Source organism: Hyphomicrobium sulfonivorans (assembly GCF_013306565.1).
Taxonomy (GTDB): Bacteria; Pseudomonadota; Alphaproteobacteria; order Rhizobiales; family Hyphomicrobiaceae; genus Hyphomicrobium_A; species Hyphomicrobium_A sulfonivorans.
In genome coordinates, this window is the sequence record NZ_PZPO01000004.1 from 17,559 (window position 1) to 38,752 (window position 21,194).

Below are 21,194 nucleotides of genomic sequence, written 5' to 3' on the forward strand. Positions count from 1 at the left end.
GCCTCGCCCGCAAGTGGAGCTGTGAGGGAATGCGGTTTAATTCGCTGGCATTCCGTCTTTTCGCGACCGCGGCGGCCTGGACGCTGCTGGTGCTGCCGATTGCCGGCTTCATCATCTATCAGCTGTATCGCGATGACGTGCAGGCGAGCTTCGACGGCCAGCTTCTGAAGCTGGTGAATGCGATCACGGTCGACAGTATGGGCAGCGCGGCTCAGGAGGCGCATCCGCTGCCGCCGAGCAATCTTTATGAGCCGCTGTTTGAGGTGACGCATTCGGGCTGGTACTGGCAGATCACGCCATTGCAGCCAGCCAGCGGCCGCAAGCTGGTTTCGCCATCGCTGGCGACCTGGACTTTGCCGTCGCCGGCCGCGAAATCGGTTGTGCCGGATCTTTCCGGTGCGCGCTGGCTGAACGCAAAGGGACCGAAGGGAGAGCCGCTGCGGTTGGTGGAGGTGATCGACTCGCTGGGCCATGAGCCGGGCAAGCCGCGCTATTCGATTGTTGTGGCGGGTCCGCAGGATTGGCTGGATCACCTTGTTTCGAATTTCCGCTATCGACTGACGACCGCGCTGGCTCTGGCGGGGCTGGGTCTGGTGGCGGTGACGCTGTTTCAGGTGCGCTTTGGCCTGCTGCCGCTGCGCCAGATTGAAGGCGGTCTGGCGGCGATCCGATCGGGGGCGGCGTCGACGCTGGATGGCGATCTGCCCGCCGAAATTGAGCCGCTGCAGTCGGAGCTGAACGCGCTGATCCGTTCCAATCAGGCGATTGTCGACCGGGCGCGTACCCAGGTGGGCAATCTGGCCCATGCACTGAAAACGCCACTGGCGGTGATCGCCAATGAGGCGCGTACCGACAAGACCGGCCTCGGTGACAAGGTCATCGAGCAAGCCGAAATCATGAAGGATTCGGTGACGCGCTATCTCGACCGGGCCCGCATGGCGGCGCGGGCCGGTGTGATCGGGCGGGTCACCCAGGTGGGGCCGGTGGTGGAGCCTCTGGTGCGGGTGCTGCAGAAGATCCACCAGGACAAGGGCGTCGTCGTCACGGTCGATTGCCCCGCCGACGCGCGTTTTTCGGGCGAGAAGCAGGATCTGGAGGAGATGCTCGGCAACCTGCTGGATAACGCCTGCAAGTGGTCGCGGCGCGATGTGGTGTTGAAGGTGGAGGCGCCGGCGACGACCAGCCGGGCCAAAAACCGACGGCTGTTGATTACGGTGGCGGATGATGGGCCGGGGCTGACCGAAGAGGAGCGCAAGCGGATCGGCAAGCGCGGGTTGCGGCTGGATGAGACCAAGCCGGGATCCGGGTTGGGGCTTTCAATCGTGCTGGAGCTTGCCAACTCGTATGGTGGCACCTGCGAACTGGCGCGCGCCCCGCAGGGTGGTTTACAGGTGCGGCTGAACCTGCCGGCGGCCTAGCCGCAGTCTGGAATGCAACCATCGGACGGCTGGAAACCCCTCGATTAGGGAAAACTATCAACAGTTTGGTTCGCCCAATTCGGGCCTGCTTTCAGCCATGTCGGCTGCACAATCTTTGGCTAATCGGCTACACTGTTGTCAGAAAGCACGGTGCGTTGCAGCCTAGGGCGCACGCTGGGGAGACGATAAAAATGGCGAATGCCGCTGATGGTGCCGTGACATACGGTGTCCGCAAAGCGCCGCTGATTGTAGCGCTGGTGATGCCGCTTATGCTGACGGCGTGTGGGCCGGAGGGCCCGAGCAAGGCCGATACCGGCATGATCGTTGGTGCTGCGGCGGGCGGTATTCTGGGCAATCAGGTAGGCAAGGGCTCGGGCAATGTTCTGGCGACGGTTGCTGGCGCCGTGGTTGGCGGCATCGTCGGCAGCGAGATCGGCCGCTCAATGGACGAGCAAGACCGTTATCTGGCCGGACAGGCGGAATTGGCGGCGCTGGAAGAGGGCGAATCGGACCGCCCCCGCCGCTGGCGTAATCCAGACAACGGCCGCTATGGCGATATCGTGCCGAGCCGTCCTTACAAGCGTCAGGGACTGGATTGCCGCGATTATACGCACACGATCTTTATCGATGGGCGTCCGCGGGATATGCGGGGCACCGCCTGCCGCAATCGCGACGGCACGTGGAGCAACGTGGTCGGCTGAGAGCCGCGATTTACTGGCGCTGACCTTGAGATGACGCAAATGTGTGCGGGGTTCGACTTGAGATTAATCAAGTCCCCGCGCGCTTGTGTTTCGGGGCCGGCGCAACGTTGCGCATGAGGATCGCGCATAAAACCGCTGTATGGCGTAGTATTCCCTGAAAACCCTACTGAAATAGTCATATTATCTTGCGCTGCGGCAGAAATATTGCCGCGCCTTGCGACACTTGTAACTTCCGGCCATGGGCCCTATTCCAGCCTCGCGGTGGCGGTTGGATGGCGGCATGGTGCTGTGGATTCTATTTGCGATGTTGGCGGCGGCCGTCGTCTGGGCGGTCACCCGGCCATTGCTGGCACGCAGCGCTGCCGATCCCGCAGCCGATAGCGAGCTTGCGGTCTATCGCGATCAGCTTGCCGAGATCGAGACCGAGCGGGCGCAGGGCCTGCTGGGCGAATCTGAAGCTGAAGGCGCGCGTGTCGAACTTGCACGTCGATTGATCCGTCGTTCCGAAGAAGCCAACAAGCTTGCCGGATATGGCGCCGCAAGAACCAGCGCGGCACGCAAGGCAGTGCTTTACCTCGGATCAGCGCTGCCGGTGATCGGCATTGCGATCTATCTCGGCGTCGGTTCCCCTCAGCTTCCCGGGCGTCCCTACGGCTTTCGCATGGACGTGCCGGTTGAGCAGGCGACGGCGTCCGATCTGGTTGCGCGGGTGGAAGAACATCTGCGCGCCAATCCGGAAGACGGTCGCGGCTGGGATGTGCTGGCGCCGGTATATCTGCGGCTGGGGCGTTTCAATCAGGCGGTGGATGCGTTTCAGCGCGCCAACCAGCTGTTGGGAGATTCGCCAGGGCGGGTTGCAGGTTACGCGCGCGCTCTGATCATGGCGCAGAATGGCGTCGTCAGCGAGCCGGTGCGCCAGGCCTATGAGCGCCTGAAAGAGCTTGATCCCAAGGCGATGGAAGCTGATGTCTGGCTGGCGATCGGGCGCGAGCAGGACGGCGACAAGAAGGGCGCCGAGGCGGAATTCCGTCGCTTGCTGGCGACGGCTGAAGATCCCTGGAAAACGGTGCTGACAACACGGCTTGAGCAGATGGCGGCTCAACAACAGGCCGGCGCGGGGGCGGCTGGAGCTGCAGCGCGGACAGAGCGGGCGGCGTCTGGAGGGGAAACAGCGGGGCCGGCAGACGGTGCCGCGCCCTCCGCCACCGTCGATGCCAATGAAATCGCGGCGCTCGATCCGGCGCAGCGTGCGCAGCGCATCGCGCAGATGGTGCAAGGCCTGGCCGCGCGCCTGAAGGAAAATGGCAGCGATCTGGATGGTTGGAAGCGGCTGGTGCGCTCCTATGTTGTTCTGGGTCAGCGCAACGACGCGCAGGCGGCATTGACCGATGCGCGGTCGAACTTCGCGACTGATCGGCAGGCGCTGACGGAGCTGAATGAGCTGGCTCAGACGCTGGAGCTTGGCTCATGAGAGAGGCGACAGGGAAAACGGCATGACGCGGAAGCAGCGGCGCGGAGTTCTGATTGGTGTCGGCGTGGCGGTGCTGATGGTTGCCGTTGGCCTGGTGCTGTTCGCGTTGCGCGATGCGATCGTATTTTTCCATACGCCGAGCGATCTGGCGGAGAAGCCGATCGAGATCGGTCAGCGTTTCCGGCTCGGCGGCCTGGTGGCGGCGGGCTCGGTGAAGCGCGGCGAAGGCACCAAGGTGAACTTTGCGGTGACGGATACGCTTGAAACCGTGCCGGTGGTCTATGAAGGTGTGCTGCCGGACCTGTTCCGTGAGGGGCAGGGTGTCATCACGGAAGGCAAGATGGACGAGGCGGGGACATTCATCGCCGACTCCGTTTTGGCCAAGCACGATGAAAATTACATGCCGCCCGAAGTTGCCAAGGCGCTGGAGGCCAAGGGCGTCAAACTGGGTGAGGGTGCCAAGCACCCTGAAAACGTCAAGCCGTAGCAAAGCGGCATACGAAGCGCTTCGTTGCGCACAAGGGAGCAGGAAATGGTCGTTGAGCTTGGCCACTTTGCGCTGGTGCTGGCGCTGCTGGTTGCCATCTTCCAGATGCTGGTGCCCTTTTATGGCTCGCGTGTCGGCGACGATCGCATGATGGCGGTGGCTGACCCCGCTGCGATTTGTCAGCTCGGCCTGCTCTCGCTCGCGTTTCTCTGTCTGACGATCGCGTATGTTTCGTCGGACTTCTCGGTTGCCAACGTCGTCGCGAATTCGCATTCGACCAAGCCGCTGATCTATCGCATCTCCGGCGTGTGGGGAAACCATGAAGGCTCGATGCTTTTGTGGGTGCTCATTCTGGCGCTGTTCGGCGCGGCGGTGGCTGCATTCGGCCGCAATCTGCCGGCGAGCCTGAAAGCCAATGTGCTGAGCGTGCAGGCGTCAATCGCCGTGGCGTTCATGCTATTCATTCTGCTGACGTCGAACCCGTTCCTGCGCCTCGATCCGCCGCCCGCCGACGGCAACGGCCTCAATCCGATCCTGCAGGATCCGGCGCTCGCATTCCATCCGCCGTTCCTTTACGCGGGCTATGTCGGTTTCTCGATCGCGTATTCATTTGCGGTGGCGGCGCTGATCGACGGGCGCATCGATGCTGCCTGGGCGCGCTGGGTGCGACCGTGGACGCTGGCGGCATGGATGTTCCTGACGCTCGGTATCGCGATGGGTTCCTGGTGGGCCTATTACGAACTCGGCTGGGGCGGCTGGTGGTTCTGGGACCCGGTGGAAAACGCGTCGTTCATGCCCTGGCTGGCGGGCACCGCGCTGCTGCATTCGGCGCTGGTGATGGAAAAGCGCGACGCGCTGAAAGTGTGGACGGTGCTGCTGGCCATCCTGACGTTCTCGCTGTCGCTGATGGGCACGTTCCTTGTGCGCTCGGGCATCCTGACGTCGGTGCATGCGTTTGCGGTTGATCCGCAGCGCGGCGTGTTCGTGCTGGCGATCATGGCGCTGTTCACCGGCGGCGGTCTGGCGATGTTCGCGCTGCGCGCCAGCGATCTGCGCCAGGGCGGTATTTTCGCGCCGATCAGCCGCGAAGGCAGTCTCGTCCTCAACAACATCCTGCTGACCACGGCGTGTGCAACGGTATTCATCGGCACGCTGTATCCGCTGGCGCTGGAATCGCTGACCGGCGCAAAAATTTCCGTCGGCGCGCCGTACTTCGACTGGACGTTCGGGCCGCTGATGGTGCCGCTGCTGATGGCGTTGCCGTTCGGGCCGCTGCTGGCGTGGAAGCGCGGCGATATTCTGGGCGCAGCGCAACGGCTGATGGTTGCGCTGCTTATCGCCGTTGTGGTGATGGCGGCAACGCTGGCCGTTATGCAGCGCGGGCCGTGGCTGGCGCCGTTCGGCGTGGCGCTGGGCGTGTTCGTGATGCTGGGCGCGATTTCGGAGATCGTCTGGCGCATCCGTCTCGGTGACGTGCCGTTCGGCGATGCGATGCGGCGGCTGGTCAATCTGCCCCGGTCCGCATTTGGTACGGCGCTGGCGCACTTCGGCGTCGGCATGCTGGTTGTCGGCGTGGTTGCGACGAGCGCTTACCGGCAGGAAAAGATCCTGGTGATGAAGGCCGGCGAGACAACGTCCATCGCCGGCTATGAGGTCACATTCCGGGGCGTCGCGCCGCGGACTGGCCCCAACTACCGCGAAGAAGTGGCAATGTTCGACGCCTATCGTGGCGGCACTCTGGTGAGCCACCTGGAGCCTGCGCGACGCGTCTACGATATGCCGCCGGAGCCGACGACCGAGGCCGGTATCCACGCAGGCTGGCGCGGCGATCTTTATGTGGTGCTGGGCGATACGCAGCAGGCCGGCGGGCACGCGATCCGGATCTATTTCAATCCGATGGTGCGATTCATCTGGCTGGGCGCGGTGGTGATGTTCATCGCCGGTGCTGTCTCGCTGTCTGATCGGCGACTGCGTGTCGGTGCGCCCGGAAGGGCTCGACGGGCGGTTGCTGCTGCCGCGCCCGCCGAGTGATGCAGGTTCATGGGACGCAACGCATGATGCTGCAACACATCGGCAAATTGGCGAACCGGTTTGCGGTTGGCGCGCGGCGCTCGGTGCTGGCCTCTGCCGGCATACTGCTGCTGGCAACCTCTGCCATGGCGGTACAGCCGGACGAAATTCTGGCCGATCCGGCGCTTGAAGCGCGCGCGCGCGCGATCTCGGCAGAGCTGCGCTGTCTCGTGTGTCAGAACCAGTCCATCGATGACAGCAACGCGCCACTCGCGCGTGATCTGCGCGTGCTGGTGCGTGAACGCCTGCAGACGGGCGAGACGGACGCGCAGGTGCTCCAGTTCATCGAAGATCGCTATGGCGAGTTTGTGCTGCTGCGTCCGCCGCTGAACCTGAGCACGCTGCTGCTGTGGCTGGCGCCGATACTGGCGCTGGTGCTGGCGGTGTGGACGACGGCGCGGGCGTGGCGCCGCCGTCAGGATCAGATTGCTGTGGTCGACGAAGCCCCGGCGCGGCAAACGCCACTGACGCGGGATGAAGAACGCAAGCTGCAAGAACTGCTCAAGCAGCAAGGCGGCGCGTCGTCGACATCGACCGATCAGAAGTAAGCATCCGCGAGACCGGTGAGGCGCAAAGATAGTTGGTGCAGCGTTCGCCGCTTGAGCCTTTCAGCGTTTCGTTGAATCGCAGAAAGGTCCTTGTCGGAAAACTGGTTCCCACTTTTGCGGACGCACTCTAAGGCTTGCCCTGTCCCGAACTGGTGCGTGCGCTGGGAATTTTTCCGGTGACGATTTCGCTCTCGCCCGCCAGCGCATCCAGCAGTGAATAGCTAGCGAAGCCGGTGGGTGGCATCTGCGATGCGCGCTCGAAAGCCATGATCGCGGTGCGGAGCTGCGGGCCATAGACGCCGTCGCGCGGTCCCATGTAGAGCCCCCGCTGAGCGAGAAGTTCCTGCAACCGGGAAATGTCCTTGTGGCTGCTGACCGTATCGGCGGCAATGAACGCCGTCAGCGATTTATCAAACGATTGCGCATTGACGCCCGTGTTGGCGACGTCGTCAGCCTTGAAGCGATGCAGGACTTCACCGTTGAGCATGATGACTTTCGACTGCACGTAGGTGCCGACATTGATGCCGACGATCTCCGGCCCGTTCGCGCCTTCCATCAACAGCGGGGAACCGGAAGACGCTGCGCCGGTATCGCAGGTGTGCAGCAGAAGCTGATCGGAGTTGGTGAAGTCGCGTCGGATTGTTTTCCAGTCCGCATCGTCGAACGAGCGCCGCACCAGACAGCCGGAGTTGAGCATCGGCTGCCATTTCGGCAGGTCACGATGAAACGCGGTGTTGAAAACACGTCCCGATGTCGACAGCTTCATCACCTCATCAACCGGCTTGGAAGTGACGGTGAATGTGCCCTTGCTGCAGGCGGGCTGCTCCAGACGCACGAAGGCCCAGTCGCGCGTTGCGTCGATGGGTGGATGAACATTGAGCCGCGTCGAGCCGGCAAACACGTTGGCTTCCGCAGCACCGCTTTTGGCGCCGGCTATGGCGTATTTCCGACTTGTTCCGTGCAGGCGGAACGACAAATCGGTGAGCTGCAGAGGCTTTTGTCCGGCCGTGCGGTAGAGGCAATGCGCGGCGGTGCCGATGACGTCCGGTGCAACACAGAAGGCCGTGCAAACCGAGTTGAAGGTCGAATCGAAAAACAGGCCCAGCCGATCGCCGACATGCTGCATAGACTTTGGCAACGGAACGCGATCGTCGCGGCCAAAAACCGAGGCTGTCGCCTGCGGGCCCATCAGCGCCAATCCTGCCAACATGGCCAGCGTGAGCATGGCGGGCAGGAAGTTCTGGGCAGGCCGCCGGTCGGAGGCGAGTGGAAAACGCTTCATACGCAATGCCTCGGCTGAGGGGCTGGGTAAACGCCCCCTTTATTACGAAGTGTTAAGGCAATCGAAAGGCTGCCGTAATCCCGGCTCCTCTAGGTCTAGAGCTGACGAAGGAATGTCACGCATCAAGAATGGAGGTTCGTCCGCATGCCAACCCATCCCAGCTCGCCCGAAGCCGTAGCAAAGAGCGGGCCAACAAAAACGTTTGCACGCGATTTGCGCCGGACAGCCGCTGCTGCGGTTCTCGGTGCCGGACTGGTGGGCTTCGGCCTTGCCCAGTACGCGCCGCCGGCCGTCGCCCAGTTCAACTCCGGCGCTCAGCAGCCGTCGTTCGCCGACATCGTCGAGCGCGTTAAGCCTGCTGTTGTCTCGATTTCGACCACCAACGAAGTCAAGGTTGCCGACCGCAGTGGCGGCCCCGGCGGCAACAAGTTCGAGGGTATTCCGGGGCTTCCCGACGATCACCCGCTGAACGAGTTCTTCAAGAATATGCCCGGTGGCCAGGGTGGCCAGGGCGGTCCGATGCAGCAGCGTCCGCGCCAGGCAGCCGGTTCTGGCTTCGTTGTCTCGCCGGATGGCTACATCGTAACCAATAATCACGTTGTTGATGGCGCAACCAAAGTAAAGGTGAGCTTCGACGACCAGGAAGAGTTGGATGCCAAGATCGTTGGCACCGACCCGCGCACCGACATTGCGCTGCTGAAGATCGAGCCGACGAAGCCGTTGACGGCGGTGAAGCTGGCTGAAAAGAACCCGCGCGTTGGCGAATGGGTTGTTGCGGTTGGCAATCCGTTCGGTCTTGGCGGTACGGTGACTGCCGGTATCGTTTCGGCGCAGGCCCGTAACATCGGCGGCCCGTACGACTACATGCAGATCGACGCTGCCGTGAACCACGGTAACTCGGGCGGCCCGACCTTCAACATGGAGGGTGAAGTGGTTGGTGTGAACACCGCCATCTACAGCCCCACGGGTGGTAACGTCGGTATCGCATTCGCTGTGCCTTCCGACACTGTCAGCCGTGTGATCGGACAGCTCCAGAAGGGCGGCAAGGTTAGCCGCGGCTGGCTGGGCGTGAAGATCCAGAACATCGACAAGGATCTGGCCGGTAGCCTTGGCCTGAAGGATGCGAAGGGCGCCATCATCAGCGAAGTGATGAAGGATGGTCCGGCTGCGGATGCTGGTCTCAAGGTTGAGGACGCGATCCTGTCGGTCAACAACGAAGAAATCGACGACAGCCGCGATCTGGCCCGTACGATTGCTGACCTGCCTGCAAAGGAAACCGTCGACATCAAGGTGTGGCGCGACAAGGGCGAGAAGGTGCTGAAGGTAAAGCTTGGCACCTACCCGAACTCGGCCGCTGACACCGAAGAAGAGCCGGAAACGCCGAAGCAGGAAGATCTGAGCGGCAACATCGACCTGAAGCAGCTTGGCCTCAGCATCAAGGCTGGCCAGGGTAAGGATGGCGGAGTTGTTATCTCGGAAGTCGATCCGAACTCGGACGCTGCACTGAAGGGCATCAAGGAAGGCGACATCGTGCTCCGCGCTGCCAACGAATCCGTCAAGACGCCGGAGGATGTTGCCAAGGCAGTGAAGAAGGCACAGGACGATGGTCTGCCGGCAGTGATGTTCCACATCAAGAAGGGTGGCGATCAGACGATCCTGGTTGCTGTCCCACTCAAGAAGGGCTGAGCCGTAACCCACGGCGGCTGAAGCCAAAGGCGGTCTGCACCTTCTCCCGTGCGGGCCGCCTTAATGTTTTAGGGTGGCGCCATCGCGCCGCTTCAAGGAAAATACGAATCAAAGCAGCGGCCAGCAATTACGGGCGGTGAGAAAATGCACGTGCTAGTGGTCGAAGATGATCGCGAAACAGCCCATTTTCTGCAGAAGGCACTGAAGGAAAGCGGCCACGCGGCGGACCTTGCTGGCGATGGCGAAACCGGCCAGTCGCTGGCCGAGCAGGGCGCCTATGACGTGCTGATCGTCGATCGCATGCTGCCGCGCCTGGACGGCCTTTCAATGATCAGGGAGCTGCGCAACAGGGGTGTGCGCACGCCGGTTCTCATACTTTCGGCGCTGGGTGAGGTTGACGATCGCGTCAAGGGCCTGCGCGCTGGCGGCGACGATTATCTCACCAAGCCCTATGCCTATTCCGAACTGCTTGCGCGCGTTGAAGCGCTGGCGCGCCGCGCCGTGCCGGAGGAGCAGGAAACGCGCTATGTGGTCGATGGTCTGGTGCTCGACCGCCTGTCGCATCGCGTGACGCGCGATGGCGAAGCGATCCAGTTGCAGCCGCGTGAATATCGCCTGCTGGAATATCTGATGAAGCATGCCGGGCAGGTGGTAACGCGCACCATGCTGCTGGAACACGTATGGGACTATCACTTCGATCCACAAACCAACGTGATCGACGTGCACGTTTCGCGCCTGCGGGCGAAAATCGACAAAAACTTCGAAAAGCCTCTTCTGCATACCGTGCGTGGGGCAGGATACACGATCCGTGATGGCCCTGCCTGACCGCATCTCCCGCGCCCTGTCGACAACGGCGTTCCGCGTTGCCGCCATAACGGTGGCGGTTTACCTGGTTTTCTCCGGTACCGTTATCGGGCTGCTGCTGTGGCAGTCGAACCGCGTGCTGACGGAGCAGGTGCTGGTGACGCTGGGTGCGGAAGCCGACCTGCTGAAAGCCGAAGCACAAAGCGGCGATCGCGATGCGATTGTCCGCGCGGTCGCGACGCGTAGCCGGGCGGGTGGTCCGGGGCTTTATTTTCTGGCTGACCGCACGGGCCGAAAGCTGGCTGGAAACCTGAGCCGGTTGCCGCCGGAGATCGCCGCGCATCCCACCGGTGGCGTATTCCGCTATTCCGCTGATGCGGAAGACGGCAGTGGCGATCGTCTCGCGGTTGCCATTCCGGTTGATATCGGTGCTGGCGCGCAGCTGATCGTCGGCCGCGATGTCGATGAGCAGCGCCGCTTCGCCGGTGAAATGGGTACGATGTATTTTCTGGCGCTCGGCATTCTTACGCTGGGCGGATTGCTGGCCGGTTTTGCCGCCAGTCGCATTGCGCTGAAGCGCGTGGAAACGATCAACACCGCAGCGCGCTCGATCATGGCCGGTGATATGTCCCGCCGCATAGCTGTGAGCGGGACGGGCGATGAATATGATGGTCTGGCCACAAACCTCAACGCGATGCTGGAGCGCATCGAAGCGCTGATGAATGGTCTGCGCGAAGTCTCAGATAACATCGCCCACGATCTGAAGACTCCGCTGACACGGCTACGCAACTCCGCTGAAGCCGCATTGCGCGAGCGCGGAGAGGATGCCTATCGGGATGGTCTGGAGCACACCATCGAGAAGGCCGACGAACTCATCAAGACCTTCAACAGCCTGCTGCTGGTGGCGAAGCTTGAGGCGGGCGCGCTCGACGAGAATGCCGAGCGTTTTGCCGTCGGGCATGTCGTGAGCGATGTCGCGGAGCTGTATGAGCCCGTAGCTGAAGAGCGCGGGATGGGGCTTGGCGTTGCGATTGCCGCCGACCCAGAAATCCACGGCAACCGGCAGCTTGTGGTGCAGGCGGTGGCGAACCTGATCGAGAATGCCATCAAGTATTCCGGCGGTCCGGTCGGTGGTGGCACACAGATCGACATTGGGCTCAATGATCTTCCCGAGGCGGTTGAGATTTGCGTGGCCGACAACGGGCCTGGCATTGCGCCGGAGGACCGCGAGCGGGTGCTGAAGCGCTTTGTGCGGCTGGAGAAGAGCCGTACCGAGCCCGGCACCGGTTTGGGTCTGAGCCTGGTGCAGGCGGTGGCGCGGCTGCATGGCGGATCGGTGCGGCTTGAGGACAATCAGCCGGGCCTGCGTGTTGTTCTGACGCTTCCGAAGCGCGCCTAGGACCGCTAAACACGGGGGAAGGAAATATCCCGGGTTTAGTGAGGTTAGATGGCCGACCAGCAGACACCAGACCATGCTCCGCTGATGGCGCGCCTCCAAGTGGCACCGGTTGCAGGCGATGAAACGCGCGCCACCGACGCGATGGCGGTGCTGAAGCAGCATGCGGAGCAGGCAGGCGTGCTGCCGTCGTTGCAGGAAGCGTTGCGTACTTCGGGCGCTGAAGCGTTGCTGGCCGGGATATTTGCAGGCTCACCCTATCTGACCGCGCTCATCGATCGCGATCCGGCGCGTCTGGTGCGCCTGCTTTCGACCGTGCCGGAGCAGCGCATGGCGGAGTTGGGGGCAGAATTGCAGGCGGCGACGGACGCTGCTGGCGATCGCGCTGCGGTTCTCAAAGCGCTGCGCGTTTACAAGAACGAGGTTGCGCTGCTGACGGCGCTCGCAGATCTTGGCGGCGTCTGGAATGTCACCGAAGTTACCAGCGCGCTGACCCGATGCGCGGACGCAACGCTTGCCGGTGCCATTTCGTGGTTGTTCCGTGAGGCGGCAAAGCGCGGCCAGTGGCAGCCGAACGCTGATGGCAGCATTTCGCCGGACGGCTACATCGTGTTGGCCATGGGCAAGTATGGTGCTGGCGAGCTCAACTATTCCAGCGATATTGATCTGATCGTTTTTTACGATCCCGATCGCGCGCATCTGGCGCCGGGCGTTGAAGCGCCGGGCTTCTTCGTGCGTTTGACGCGTGATCTGGTGCAGCTCATGTCGGAGCGCACTGGCGATGGCTATGTGTTCCGCACCGATCTGCGTTTGCGGCCCGATGCCGGTGCCACTCAGCTCGCGCTCTCAACCGGCGCGGCGCTGATCTACTATGAAAGCTTCGGCCAGAACTGGGAGCGGGCAGCGCTTATCAAGGCGCGTGCCTGCGCGGCTGACATACAAGCGGGCGAAGCGGTGTTGCAGGAACTGGCGCCGTTCGTGTGGCGCAAGTATCTCGATTATGCCGCCATCGCCGACGTGCACGCGATGAAACGGCAGATCTTTGCCCATCGCGGGTTCGGCCAGATTGCCGTTGCCGGACACAACGTGAAGCTGGGGCGTGGCGGCATTCGCGAGATCGAATTCTTCGTGCAGACGCAGCAGTTGATCGCGGGCGGGCGGCAGCCGGATCTGCGTACGCGCCGAACGTTGGATGCGATGCAGCGCCTTGTGGAGCGCGGCTGGATCAAGGCGGAGGTCGCTGCGGAACTGACGGAAGCCTACGAGTTTCTGCGCGGCATCGAACACCGCCTGCAGATGGTGGCCGATGAGCAGACGCACGAAATTCCCGACGATCCGCAGCGGCTGGAGCGATTTGCGCAGTTTAGCGGCTATACCGACACGGCAGCGTTTTCGAAAGCGCTGATCCAGCGCCTTGAGACCGTGCAAAGGCACTACGCGGCTTTGTTTGAGGACGCGCCGCAACTGACACCGGGCGCGGTCAATATGGTGTTTGCCGGCGAGAACGATGATCCGGGCACGGTGGTTGCGTTGAAGGCAATGGGCTTCTCGCAGCCATCTGACGTGCTCGCCACCATTCGCGGATGGCACCATGGCCGACACGCCGCCGTGCGTTCGGCGCGTGCACGCGAACGGCTGACGGAGGTGCAACCGCTGTTGGTTGAAGCTCTGGCGGATACCGTTGATCCCGATCGTGCGCTGATGAGCTTCGATCGCTTCCTTGCCGCTCTGCCGGCCGGAGTGCAGCTGTTCTCGTTGCTGCGTGCCAACCCCGCGTTGCTGCGTCTGCTGGCGGACATCATGGGCACGGCGCCGCGTCTGGCCGGTATCCTATCGCGGCGTCCGCGTCTGCTCGATGCGGTGCTGGACCCTGGCACGCTCGGCGCGCTGCCATCGTCTGATGAACTGGACCGTCTCATCGCTGCTGAATTGGGAAGCGGCGAACATGACATGCAGCATGTGCTGGATCGCGCCCGCGTGATCGGCAATGAGCAGCAGTTCCTCATCGGCGTGCGTGTGCTATCCGGTGCCATCAAGGCTAATCAGGCGGGCGGCGCCTATGCGTTGCTGGCCGAGCGCATGATTGCAGCGCTGAAGCGTGCGGTCGATCGAGAGCTGGTACGCGTGCATGGGCGTGTCGAAGGCGGCGGCGCGGCCGTGCTGGCAATGGGCAAGCTGGGCGGTCGCGAGATGACGGCCGGCTCGGATCTCGACCTCATCGTTATCTATGATTTCGATCCCGAATGCATCCAGTCCGATGGTGAGCGCCCGTTGGCGCCGGGCCAGTACTACGCGCGCCTCACACAACGGCTGATAACCGCACTTTCGTCGGCAACCGCAGAAGGCACGCTCTACGAGGTCGACATGCGGTTGCGACCGTCCGGGCAGCAGGGGCCGGTGGCGACGCAACTGCGGACGTTCGTTGCCTATCAGCGCAACGAGGCCTGGACCTGGGAACACATGGCGATGACGCGTGGACGCGCGGTCGCCGGACCGCCGGCCCTGTGCGCGGCTGTCGAGGAGGCGGTGCAGGCTTCACTGGTCTGGCCGCATGACGTCGAAAAAATCACGTCCGACGTGCGCGAGATGCGCGAACGCATATTCAAGGAAAAAGGTTCGAGCGACATCTGGGAGCTGAAGCAGGTTCGCGGCGGGCTCGTTGATGTCGAGTTCATCGCCCAGTATTTGCAACTTGTGCATGCCGCCGAGCACCCGGAAGTTCTGGATCAGAACACGATCGGCGCCTATCGCAAGCTGCGGGATGCTGGACTGCTCCGCGCCGAACATGCTGACGTTCTGATCCCGGCGACGCGGCTGCTACACGACCTGACCCAGATCCTGCGCCTTTGCCTCGATGGCCAGTTCGACCCGGCGACGGCGCCACGGGGGCTGAAAAAGCTATTGGCGGTGGCGGGTGAAGCGCCGACTTTCGAGGAACTGGAGTTCCGGTTGCGGGAAAATCAGGTGCGGGTCGCCGAGTTATTTGATGAGCTGGTGCAGCATCGCCCATGAAAAACACATAAATAACAGTGCTTTGTGCTTGGTTGCCCGGTTTGAAGGCTCTCCTTTAGACATTCCTAACGGAGGATACGGTTTGAGCCAGTTTGGAAATGGCTCGGCCGCGACGGAATTCCCGTTGAGGCCCGTTTAACACGGTGAATGGGAGCGGTAGGCCACAGGGGCCACCGCGAGGTCGTAGAAACGACCCATCCGGCGTTAAACTGGAGCGGACTTTGGTAGCCATGTTGTCGAGATTGGCAGTGGCAGATGAACTGGGACCGGCAGGTTTGAGGCCGGATGGCCAGGGAGAACGGCCAATGGGGGCTGTGGCAGGTGAGGAAGCTGCGCTGGTAACGGCAGCGGCTGGCGGCGACGCCAGGGCGTTCCGCGCGCTCATGGATCGCCATTTGAGCGGTGTGCTGGCGGTTGCGCGCCGGATGCTGCGCGACGATGCGGAGGCTGAGGATGTGGCGCAGGAAGCAATGCTGCGGCTGTGGCGCTCGGCCGACGGTTTGGATGTTGGAGCAACCGGTGTTCGCCCATGGTTGCGTCGGGTGGTCTCCAACCTTTGCGTGGATCGGTTGCGGTCAGGCAAGCGGCTGACGGTGGTTGATGAACTGCCGGAGCAGGCGGAGCCCGCGACGCAGCAGGCCTATCTGGAGGCTCAGCAGGCCAGCAGCCGTATCGATGCCGCGCTGAAGGCGCTGCCGGATCGCCAGCGTACGGCGCTGACGCTGTTTCACTACGAAGGGCTCAGCCAGATTGAAGTGGGCAGAATTATGGGCATTTCTGATGAGGCGGTTGAATCGCTTCTGGCCCGTGCCCGCCGAAGTCTGAAAGCTGCTCTGCGTGAGGAGTTGCAAGAGCTGTTGTCCGAGAGCTTGCCCGAGTGAGCGAACGGATCAGCGATAATTTTGTGTTTTGATCGAAGACGACGCAGAGACGGGAACGCAGGCGATGTCGAAGAACAACAAGCAGGCAGTGGATAGAGAGGCGCTGGAGCGTCTTCTTGATATTTACGGCGCCGACCGGACGCGTTGGCCTGCCCGTGAGCGGTTGCGGTTCGCAAGCATCATCAGTGACGATGACCAGGCTGCGAAGATGCTGGCGCAAGCCCGGGCGCTTGACCGTCTTCTGGATCAGGCAACCCCAGCGGGGGATGCAACTCTTGAAGCCTTAAAGGGCCGCATCATGGCGGCAGCATTGGCCGAGCGTGGCTCGCAGGCCGGGGTGGTTGGTGATGGCCAGCCGCATGTTGGCGGCGGCGCGTCCGTCACCAGTCTTTCGGCTGTGCGTGAGCGGCGCGCGGCGCGGAACAGTGCTGTTGGCAGCTTCGGTGAATGGCCGGCCGCTGCGGTGCTGGCGGCTTCGCTAGTTTTAGGGGTCATGCTTGGATGGGGCGGTGCCTTCACCGGCACGATGACCCAGATGGCGCAGGTTGCAGGACTGGAAGAATCCCGCACTGACACTGCATCGACTTACGATATTTCCCAGCTTGCGCTGAGCTCGGAAGTCGATAGCCAATACGAGGACATGCTATGAGCCTTTCACCGCGCGCGCTCCGTTGGCTGCTGGTCGCCTCGCTTGCACTCAACGTGCTGGTCATCGGCGTGATAACGGGCGCAATCTGCCTCTCGCACTTCGGTCATGGCAAGCACATGGGCCCGCCGAAGGGTGGACTGCTCGGATTTGCGCGCTCGCTGCCCGGTGAGCGCGGTGGCCCTATTCTGCAGAAGTTTGATGACGGCAAGGAAACACGTAAAAACCTGCGCAATCTGATCCGGGATGCGCGTGCCAAAGTTCGCGCGGCGCTGATTGCCGAGCCGTTCGATCAAGCCCAGCTGGATGAAGCGTTGAACGGTATCGTCAATGCGGAAACTGAAATTGCGCGTGATCGGGTATCGATGTTCAACGCGACTGTGCAGCATCTGACGCCGGAAGAGCGGCGGCAACTGCACGATTGGCTGGAGAAGCATCGCCCGATGCCCAAGCCGCCTGAGCCTTGATTTGCCCGCGGAGACAATGTGGGCGCCGTAGCGGACCAGATTGGGTCGTACCGAAGTGTCGGTGCGGCCCTTGTTATTTCAGCGGTGTCGATTTGCGTGGACGCGCGTGGGTTAGCGCAGTGCGTTGTGCGAGAAGCGAGGCGTTTAAAATTTCAGGCGTAGCTCAGGCGTAGCGCCGCGCTTGGTGACCGTTATCGGCGACAGTTGCACGTCGTGACGCAAACAGATCTTCCTGCGCAGCGCGGTCCAGCACGGTGACGGCGGTCCAGCCGCCGGTTGCCGGTTTGATTTCCAGCAATGACGTGCCTTGCATTTCCAGCAGAGTGCGCGCCAGCGTGATGGCCAGGCTACCGTTGCGCGCGGCGATTTCAGTGCGCTCCTGGCGTACCGTCGCGACAACCTCGATCAACTCGCCATCGGGGATGGCAACCAGTGAGATGGTGTGGTCATCCTCCGTGCGGGCAATCGCTTCTGAAAGCAGATTGACGAAAATCTGCCGCAGCGCACGGGGCTCGTTGAGCACCTCGATTTCAGCGCCGATAGCGTACTCGATGCGGATGTTCCGGACCGTTGCCTTGCGCTCGACAAAGGCCCACGCCTCGACGACGGCCTGATGGAGCGTGCAGACTTCGCGAACAACGGCGTCGCGGTGGTTGGTCAGCAGCGCGGTCAGCGCCAGCGTATCTTCGGCCGACTTCAAAAGCTCGCCTGCGCTGTCGTTGATGTGGCGCAGGTAGTCTTGATAGCGTTCGTTGCCGATAGGGCCGAACATCTCCAGTGACATAACTTCGGAGAAGCCAATCACGGCGTTCAGCGGTGTGCGCAGCTCGTGATTGATCCGGGCCATCAGGTCGGCCCAATCATGATTTGGGTCAATCGCCGATGCTTTGTGATTTTCAGGTTTGGAACGCCCGCTGTGCGGTGGCTTGCCCGCATGGCGCTGCCGGGCTTGCATGTAGTTTGACACCGGGGCCGAGTTGCCCTGCGATGCGTCGGCGCCATACCCATTTGTGCGGTTCGGCTGATCGTCCGATGACGATGTTTTTTTGGATGACTGGGTAGCAGACGCAAGGTTGGCGCCAGCCCCGAGCGCTACGAGGATGCTGCCCGACAGCAATAGCGCACTGGCGGTGACTGCGACGGGAAGCACTGGCGTCAGCGCACCGATGCTCAGCACAGTCAGGGCTGTCACGGTTTGCGTCTGACGACTGCCGTGTACAACCCGGGTGGCTTGGGCGGCGAACTGTCCGGCCTGCCTGACTGCCGTTGCGGCGGTGGTCCCAAAAGTTGGGCGCGCGCGCAGGTCCGCCGACGTTGTCCACGCCATCCCTTACCCCCGGTTTGAATGTCTGATGTTTTGCGCCGGCCGGAAGGCCTGCGAACCCCGAATCACCAACTACAGTTCACACCATCGCGAATCGGCTGTCGAGGCTGAATAAGCCCTTCGATGCTAGGAATTTTTCTTGCATCAGCCATCCAGGATTCGCGACGCAATTTCCTGCACGTCAGAGGATAGTGATTTGGTGCGGGCGATGCGTTGCAGGGCTTTGCGTGCCTTGGCGCGCCGCTCGCTTTCAAGCGACCGCCAGGAACGCAACGCTCCGAGCATGCGGGCAGCGATCTGGGGGTTGAGGCGATCCAGCGCCAGCACCTGATCGACCAGGAACGCATATCCGGCACCGTCAGGACGGTTGAACTGCACCGGATTGCCGGCTGCGAATGTGCCGACCAGTGCGCGCACCTTGTTGGGTGCGGTGAGTGAAAACAGCGGATGCTGGGTGAGGGCGCGCACGCGCGTGATGGTGCTGTTCAGCGGCGACTGCGCCTGAACGGCGAACCAGGTGTCGATGACGACATTGTCGTCGTGCCATGTGTCGTAGAAGTCGGCCAGCGCGGCCTTGGCTTCAGTGCCGCCCTTGGCAGCAAGCAGATGCAGCGCGTGGGCGCGGTCCGTCATGTTGGTGGCTTTGGCGTAATGGCGGGCGAGGCGCTTGATGTCGTCCTCGCTGCCCCGCGCGGTCAGCAGCGTCAGGGCGGCATTCCGCAGTGCGCGTTTGCCGGCGCTGGCTGCATCCGGCGAGAACGGGCCTTTAACGGCCATGCGGCGGTAAAGATCTTCCAGTTGCGGCCCGAGCGTGCGCCCGACCAGTTTGGAGAGCTGACGGTGCGCGCGCTGGATCAGTGCCGGATCGACATCCTTGCCGATGATGCGTGCAACATCCGCTTGCGTCGGGAGCTTCAGCAACTCGGCGCGGTAGGCCGGTTCCAGATCGCCATCGATGAGTGCAGCGCCCAACGCCCGCGCGTACCGCAGACCGCGGCCGGATGCGCGTTTGCCGGCAGCCATGTTGCGCACCGCCTCGACGAGGGTTTGCGCCGCGTAGCTGTTCGCCGCCTGCCAGCGGTTGAACTGGTCGCTATCGGCTGCCATCAGCAGCTCAATGTCGGTGTCGGGCAGATCGACGGTGATGTTGACCGGCGCGGAGAAGCCCCTCAGCAGCGACGGCACCGGCTGGGATGGCACGTCGACAAAACGGAAGCGCTGGCGCCGTTTGGTGAGGTCGATGACGCCGTCGCGCGGTGTGCTGCCGTCCTCCAGCTTCAGGTCGATGTCATGCCCGTTGGCGCCCAGCAGGCCGACGCGCACCGGAATGTGCATCGGCTTCTTGTTCGGCTGCCCCGGGGTGGGCGGCACGATCTGCTCAAGCTCCAGATCGGCGGTCTTGCGATTCTTGTTGTAAGATAGTCGCGCGATGACTTCCGGCGTGCCAGCCTGCGAATACCAAAGCTTGAACTGGCTAAGGTCGATGCCGCTGGCGTCTTCAAAGCAGGTGAGGAACTGATCGACGGTGGCCGCTTCGCCGTCGTGACGGTCGAAGTAAAGGTCCATGCCCTTGCGGAAGTCGTCAGCGCCCAGAATGGTCGCGATCATGCGCACCAGCTCGGCGCCCTTCTCGTAGACGGTAGCCGTGTAGAAGTTGTTGATCTCGACGAAGCTCTCCGGACGCACCGGATGGGCCAGCGGTCCAGCGTCCTCGGCGAACTGATGTGTCTTCAACTGACGGACGTCGACAATGCGCTGCACCGTGCGCGAGCGCTCGTCTGAGGAAAATTCCTGATCGCGGAAAACCGTCAGGCCTTCCTTCAGACACAGCTGGAACCAGTCGCGGCAGGTGATGCGGTTGCCGGTCCAGTTGTGGAAATATTCGTGCGCAATGACGCTTTCGATCGCCTCGAAAATGGTGTCGGTTGCCGTTTCCGGCGAGGCCAGCACCAGGCGGTCGTTGAAGATGTTGAGGCCCTTGTTTTCCATCGCGCCAAGATTGAAATCCGAAACGGCGACGATGTTGAACACATCAAGATCGTATTCGCGGCCGAACCGCTCCTCATCCCATTTCATCGAGCGCTTGAGGGCATCCATGGCCCAGGCGGCGCGGCCTTCCTTGCCGTGCTCGACATAGATGGCCAGATCAACCTTGCGGCCGGACATGGTGTGGAACGTCGAGCTGATCGGCGCCAGATCACCACCCACGACGGCGAACAGATATGACGGCTTGGGGTGCGGATCGTGCCAGATCGCATAATGGCGGGCGCCGCCGTCGATCATGCCGCGCTCCTGCAGGTTGCCATTTGACAGCAGCACCGGGGCCGCGGCCGGGTCGGCCTCAAGCCGCACGGTATAGGTTGCCAGAACGTCGGGTCGGTCGAGGAAATAGGTGATGCGGCGAAAGCCCTGCGCTTCGCACTGGCTGCAGTAGACATTGTTCGAGCGATAGATGCCCGACAGCGCCTTGTTGGCGTCAGGATTTATGTAGGTCGTGATTTCAAGGGTGAACGGCTTCACCGGCGGTTTGGTCAGCGTCAGCGACGTATCGGTGAGCTTGTAGTCCTTCTTCGTCAGCGCGCGTCCGTTGAGCTTGATGTCGCCCAGTTCCAGATGCTGCCCATCGAGCTGCAGCGGCCCGCGCTTGACGGCAGCCTTGGGGTTGGCGCGCACCGACAGTCGCGATTTCACCTCAGTGCGGGTGGGATCGAGCGAAATATCTAGATTGACGCGATCGATGAGATAGGCGGGCGGGCGATAGTCCTTGAGGTGGACGGTCGGAGCAGTCGTATCGCGTTTCATCATTCTCACTCTCAAGCCGGCATATGCGGCATCCGAACCAAGGTGGTGCGGAAGGCTCCATCTGCGGCTAAATTCCAACGCATCACTATACGCAGCACGGCTTAGCGCGTCATGACCGGGCGGGCTCATTTGCCGGCCTCATGACGTAAAGCCGCGATGAGTTGGTGGCAGCGTTAACAGCCGGTGACGTAATCTCCAA

General features: G+C 62.4%; 16 protein-coding genes. 13 read left to right on the forward strand and 3 right to left on the reverse strand.

The annotated features are described in order from the left end of the window. Positions 1 to 29 precede the first annotated feature (29 nt). The 6 genes from C6Y62_RS08425 (at position 30) to C6Y62_RS08450 (ending at position 6,695) form a co-directional block, all read left to right on the forward strand. A complete protein-coding gene (locus tag C6Y62_RS08425) occupies positions 30 to 1,418 on the forward strand; it encodes an ATP-binding protein (RefSeq protein ID WP_173953586.1) in 1,389 nt (462 codons plus the stop codon). A 191-nt stretch (positions 1,419 to 1,609) separates the two neighbouring features. Further along, positions 1,610 to 2,119, forward strand: coding sequence for an RT0821/Lpp0805 family surface protein (locus tag C6Y62_RS08430; RefSeq protein WP_083509624.1), 510 nt, complete (start codon positions 1,610 to 1,612; stop codon positions 2,117 to 2,119). A 280-nt stretch (positions 2,120 to 2,399) separates the two neighbouring features. Further along, positions 2,400 to 3,590, forward strand: a complete 1,191-nt coding sequence (gene ccmI / locus C6Y62_RS08435; RefSeq protein ID WP_173953587.1) for a c-type cytochrome biogenesis protein CcmI — start codon at positions 2,400 to 2,402, stop codon at positions 3,588 to 3,590. Between the two features lie 22 nt (positions 3,591 to 3,612). Then, positions 3,613 to 4,077: a cytochrome c maturation protein CcmE gene (gene ccmE / locus C6Y62_RS08440; RefSeq protein ID WP_068461661.1), complete on the forward strand. Its 465-nt coding sequence runs from the start codon at positions 3,613 to 3,615 to the stop codon at positions 4,075 to 4,077. Between the two features lie 45 nt (positions 4,078 to 4,122). After that, on the forward strand, positions 4,123 to 6,108 hold the full coding sequence (locus C6Y62_RS08445) for a heme lyase CcmF/NrfE family subunit (RefSeq protein ID WP_173953588.1): 1,986 nt from the start codon (positions 4,123 to 4,125) through the stop codon (positions 6,106 to 6,108). Positions 6,109 to 6,134: 26 nt separating this feature from the next. Then, a complete protein-coding gene (locus C6Y62_RS08450) occupies positions 6,135 to 6,695 on the forward strand; it encodes a cytochrome c-type biogenesis protein (protein WP_173953990.1) in 561 nt (186 codons plus the stop codon). 127 nt (positions 6,696 to 6,822) lie between these two features. Here the strand turns inward: C6Y62_RS08450 and C6Y62_RS08455 are convergent, their stop codons facing one another. Further along, positions 6,823 to 7,977, reverse strand: a complete 1,155-nt coding sequence (locus tag C6Y62_RS08455; protein ID WP_173953589.1) for a peptidoglycan-binding protein — start codon at positions 7,975 to 7,977, stop codon at positions 6,823 to 6,825. A 144-nt stretch (positions 7,978 to 8,121) separates the two neighbouring features. Between C6Y62_RS08455 and C6Y62_RS08460 the strand changes: the two genes are divergently transcribed. The 7 genes from C6Y62_RS08460 (at position 8,122) to C6Y62_RS08490 (ending at position 16,869) form a co-directional block, all read left to right on the forward strand. Then, positions 8,122 to 9,663: a Do family serine endopeptidase gene (locus C6Y62_RS08460; protein WP_173953590.1), complete on the forward strand. Its 1,542-nt coding sequence runs from the start codon at positions 8,122 to 8,124 to the stop codon at positions 9,661 to 9,663. A 144-nt stretch (positions 9,664 to 9,807) separates the two neighbouring features. Continuing rightward, the gene (locus C6Y62_RS08465; protein ID WP_068461670.1) at positions 9,808 to 10,488 is read left to right on the forward strand and encodes a response regulator transcription factor; all 681 of its coding nucleotides are present in this window, start codon (positions 9,808 to 9,810) and stop codon (positions 10,486 to 10,488) included. Beyond that, positions 10,475 to 11,866: a HAMP domain-containing sensor histidine kinase gene (locus C6Y62_RS08470; protein ID WP_210258032.1), complete on the forward strand. Its 1,392-nt coding sequence runs from the start codon at positions 10,475 to 10,477 to the stop codon at positions 11,864 to 11,866. The genes C6Y62_RS08465 and C6Y62_RS08470 overlap by 14 nt, the downstream gene beginning before the upstream one ends. Before the next feature lie 48 nt (positions 11,867 to 11,914). Further along, a complete protein-coding gene (locus C6Y62_RS08475) occupies positions 11,915 to 14,875 on the forward strand; it encodes a bifunctional [glutamine synthetase] adenylyltransferase/[glutamine synthetase]-adenylyl-L-tyrosine phosphorylase (RefSeq protein WP_173953592.1) in 2,961 nt (986 codons plus the stop codon). A gap of 305 nt (positions 14,876 to 15,180) precedes the next feature. Next, positions 15,181 to 15,756, forward strand: coding sequence for a sigma-70 family RNA polymerase sigma factor (locus C6Y62_RS08480; RefSeq protein ID WP_173953593.1), 576 nt, complete (start codon positions 15,181 to 15,183; stop codon positions 15,754 to 15,756). A 64-nt stretch (positions 15,757 to 15,820) separates the two neighbouring features. Beyond that, positions 15,821 to 16,405, forward strand: a complete 585-nt coding sequence (locus C6Y62_RS08485) for a hypothetical protein (protein ID WP_157066692.1) — start codon at positions 15,821 to 15,823, stop codon at positions 16,403 to 16,405. Beyond that, positions 16,402 to 16,869 carry a periplasmic heavy metal sensor gene (locus C6Y62_RS08490; protein ID WP_068461680.1) on the forward strand — a complete coding sequence of 156 codons (468 nt, stop codon included), beginning with the start codon at positions 16,402 to 16,404 and terminating at the stop codon, positions 16,867 to 16,869. The genes C6Y62_RS08485 and C6Y62_RS08490 overlap by 4 nt, the downstream gene beginning before the upstream one ends. A 163-nt stretch (positions 16,870 to 17,032) precedes the next feature. Here the strand turns inward: C6Y62_RS08490 and C6Y62_RS08495 are convergent, their stop codons facing one another. Both C6Y62_RS08495 and pepN read right to left on the reverse strand, forming a co-directional pair. Beyond that, positions 17,033 to 18,061: a histidine kinase dimerization/phospho-acceptor domain-containing protein gene (locus tag C6Y62_RS08495; RefSeq protein WP_173953594.1), complete on the reverse strand. Its 1,029-nt coding sequence runs from the start codon at positions 18,059 to 18,061 to the stop codon at positions 17,033 to 17,035. Between the two features lie 276 nt (positions 18,062 to 18,337). Next, positions 18,338 to 20,995 (reverse strand): aminopeptidase N, encoded by a 2,658-nt coding sequence (gene pepN / locus C6Y62_RS08500; RefSeq protein WP_173953991.1) that lies wholly within the window; start codon positions 20,993 to 20,995, stop codon positions 18,338 to 18,340. Between the last annotated feature and the right edge of the window lie 199 nt (positions 20,996 to 21,194).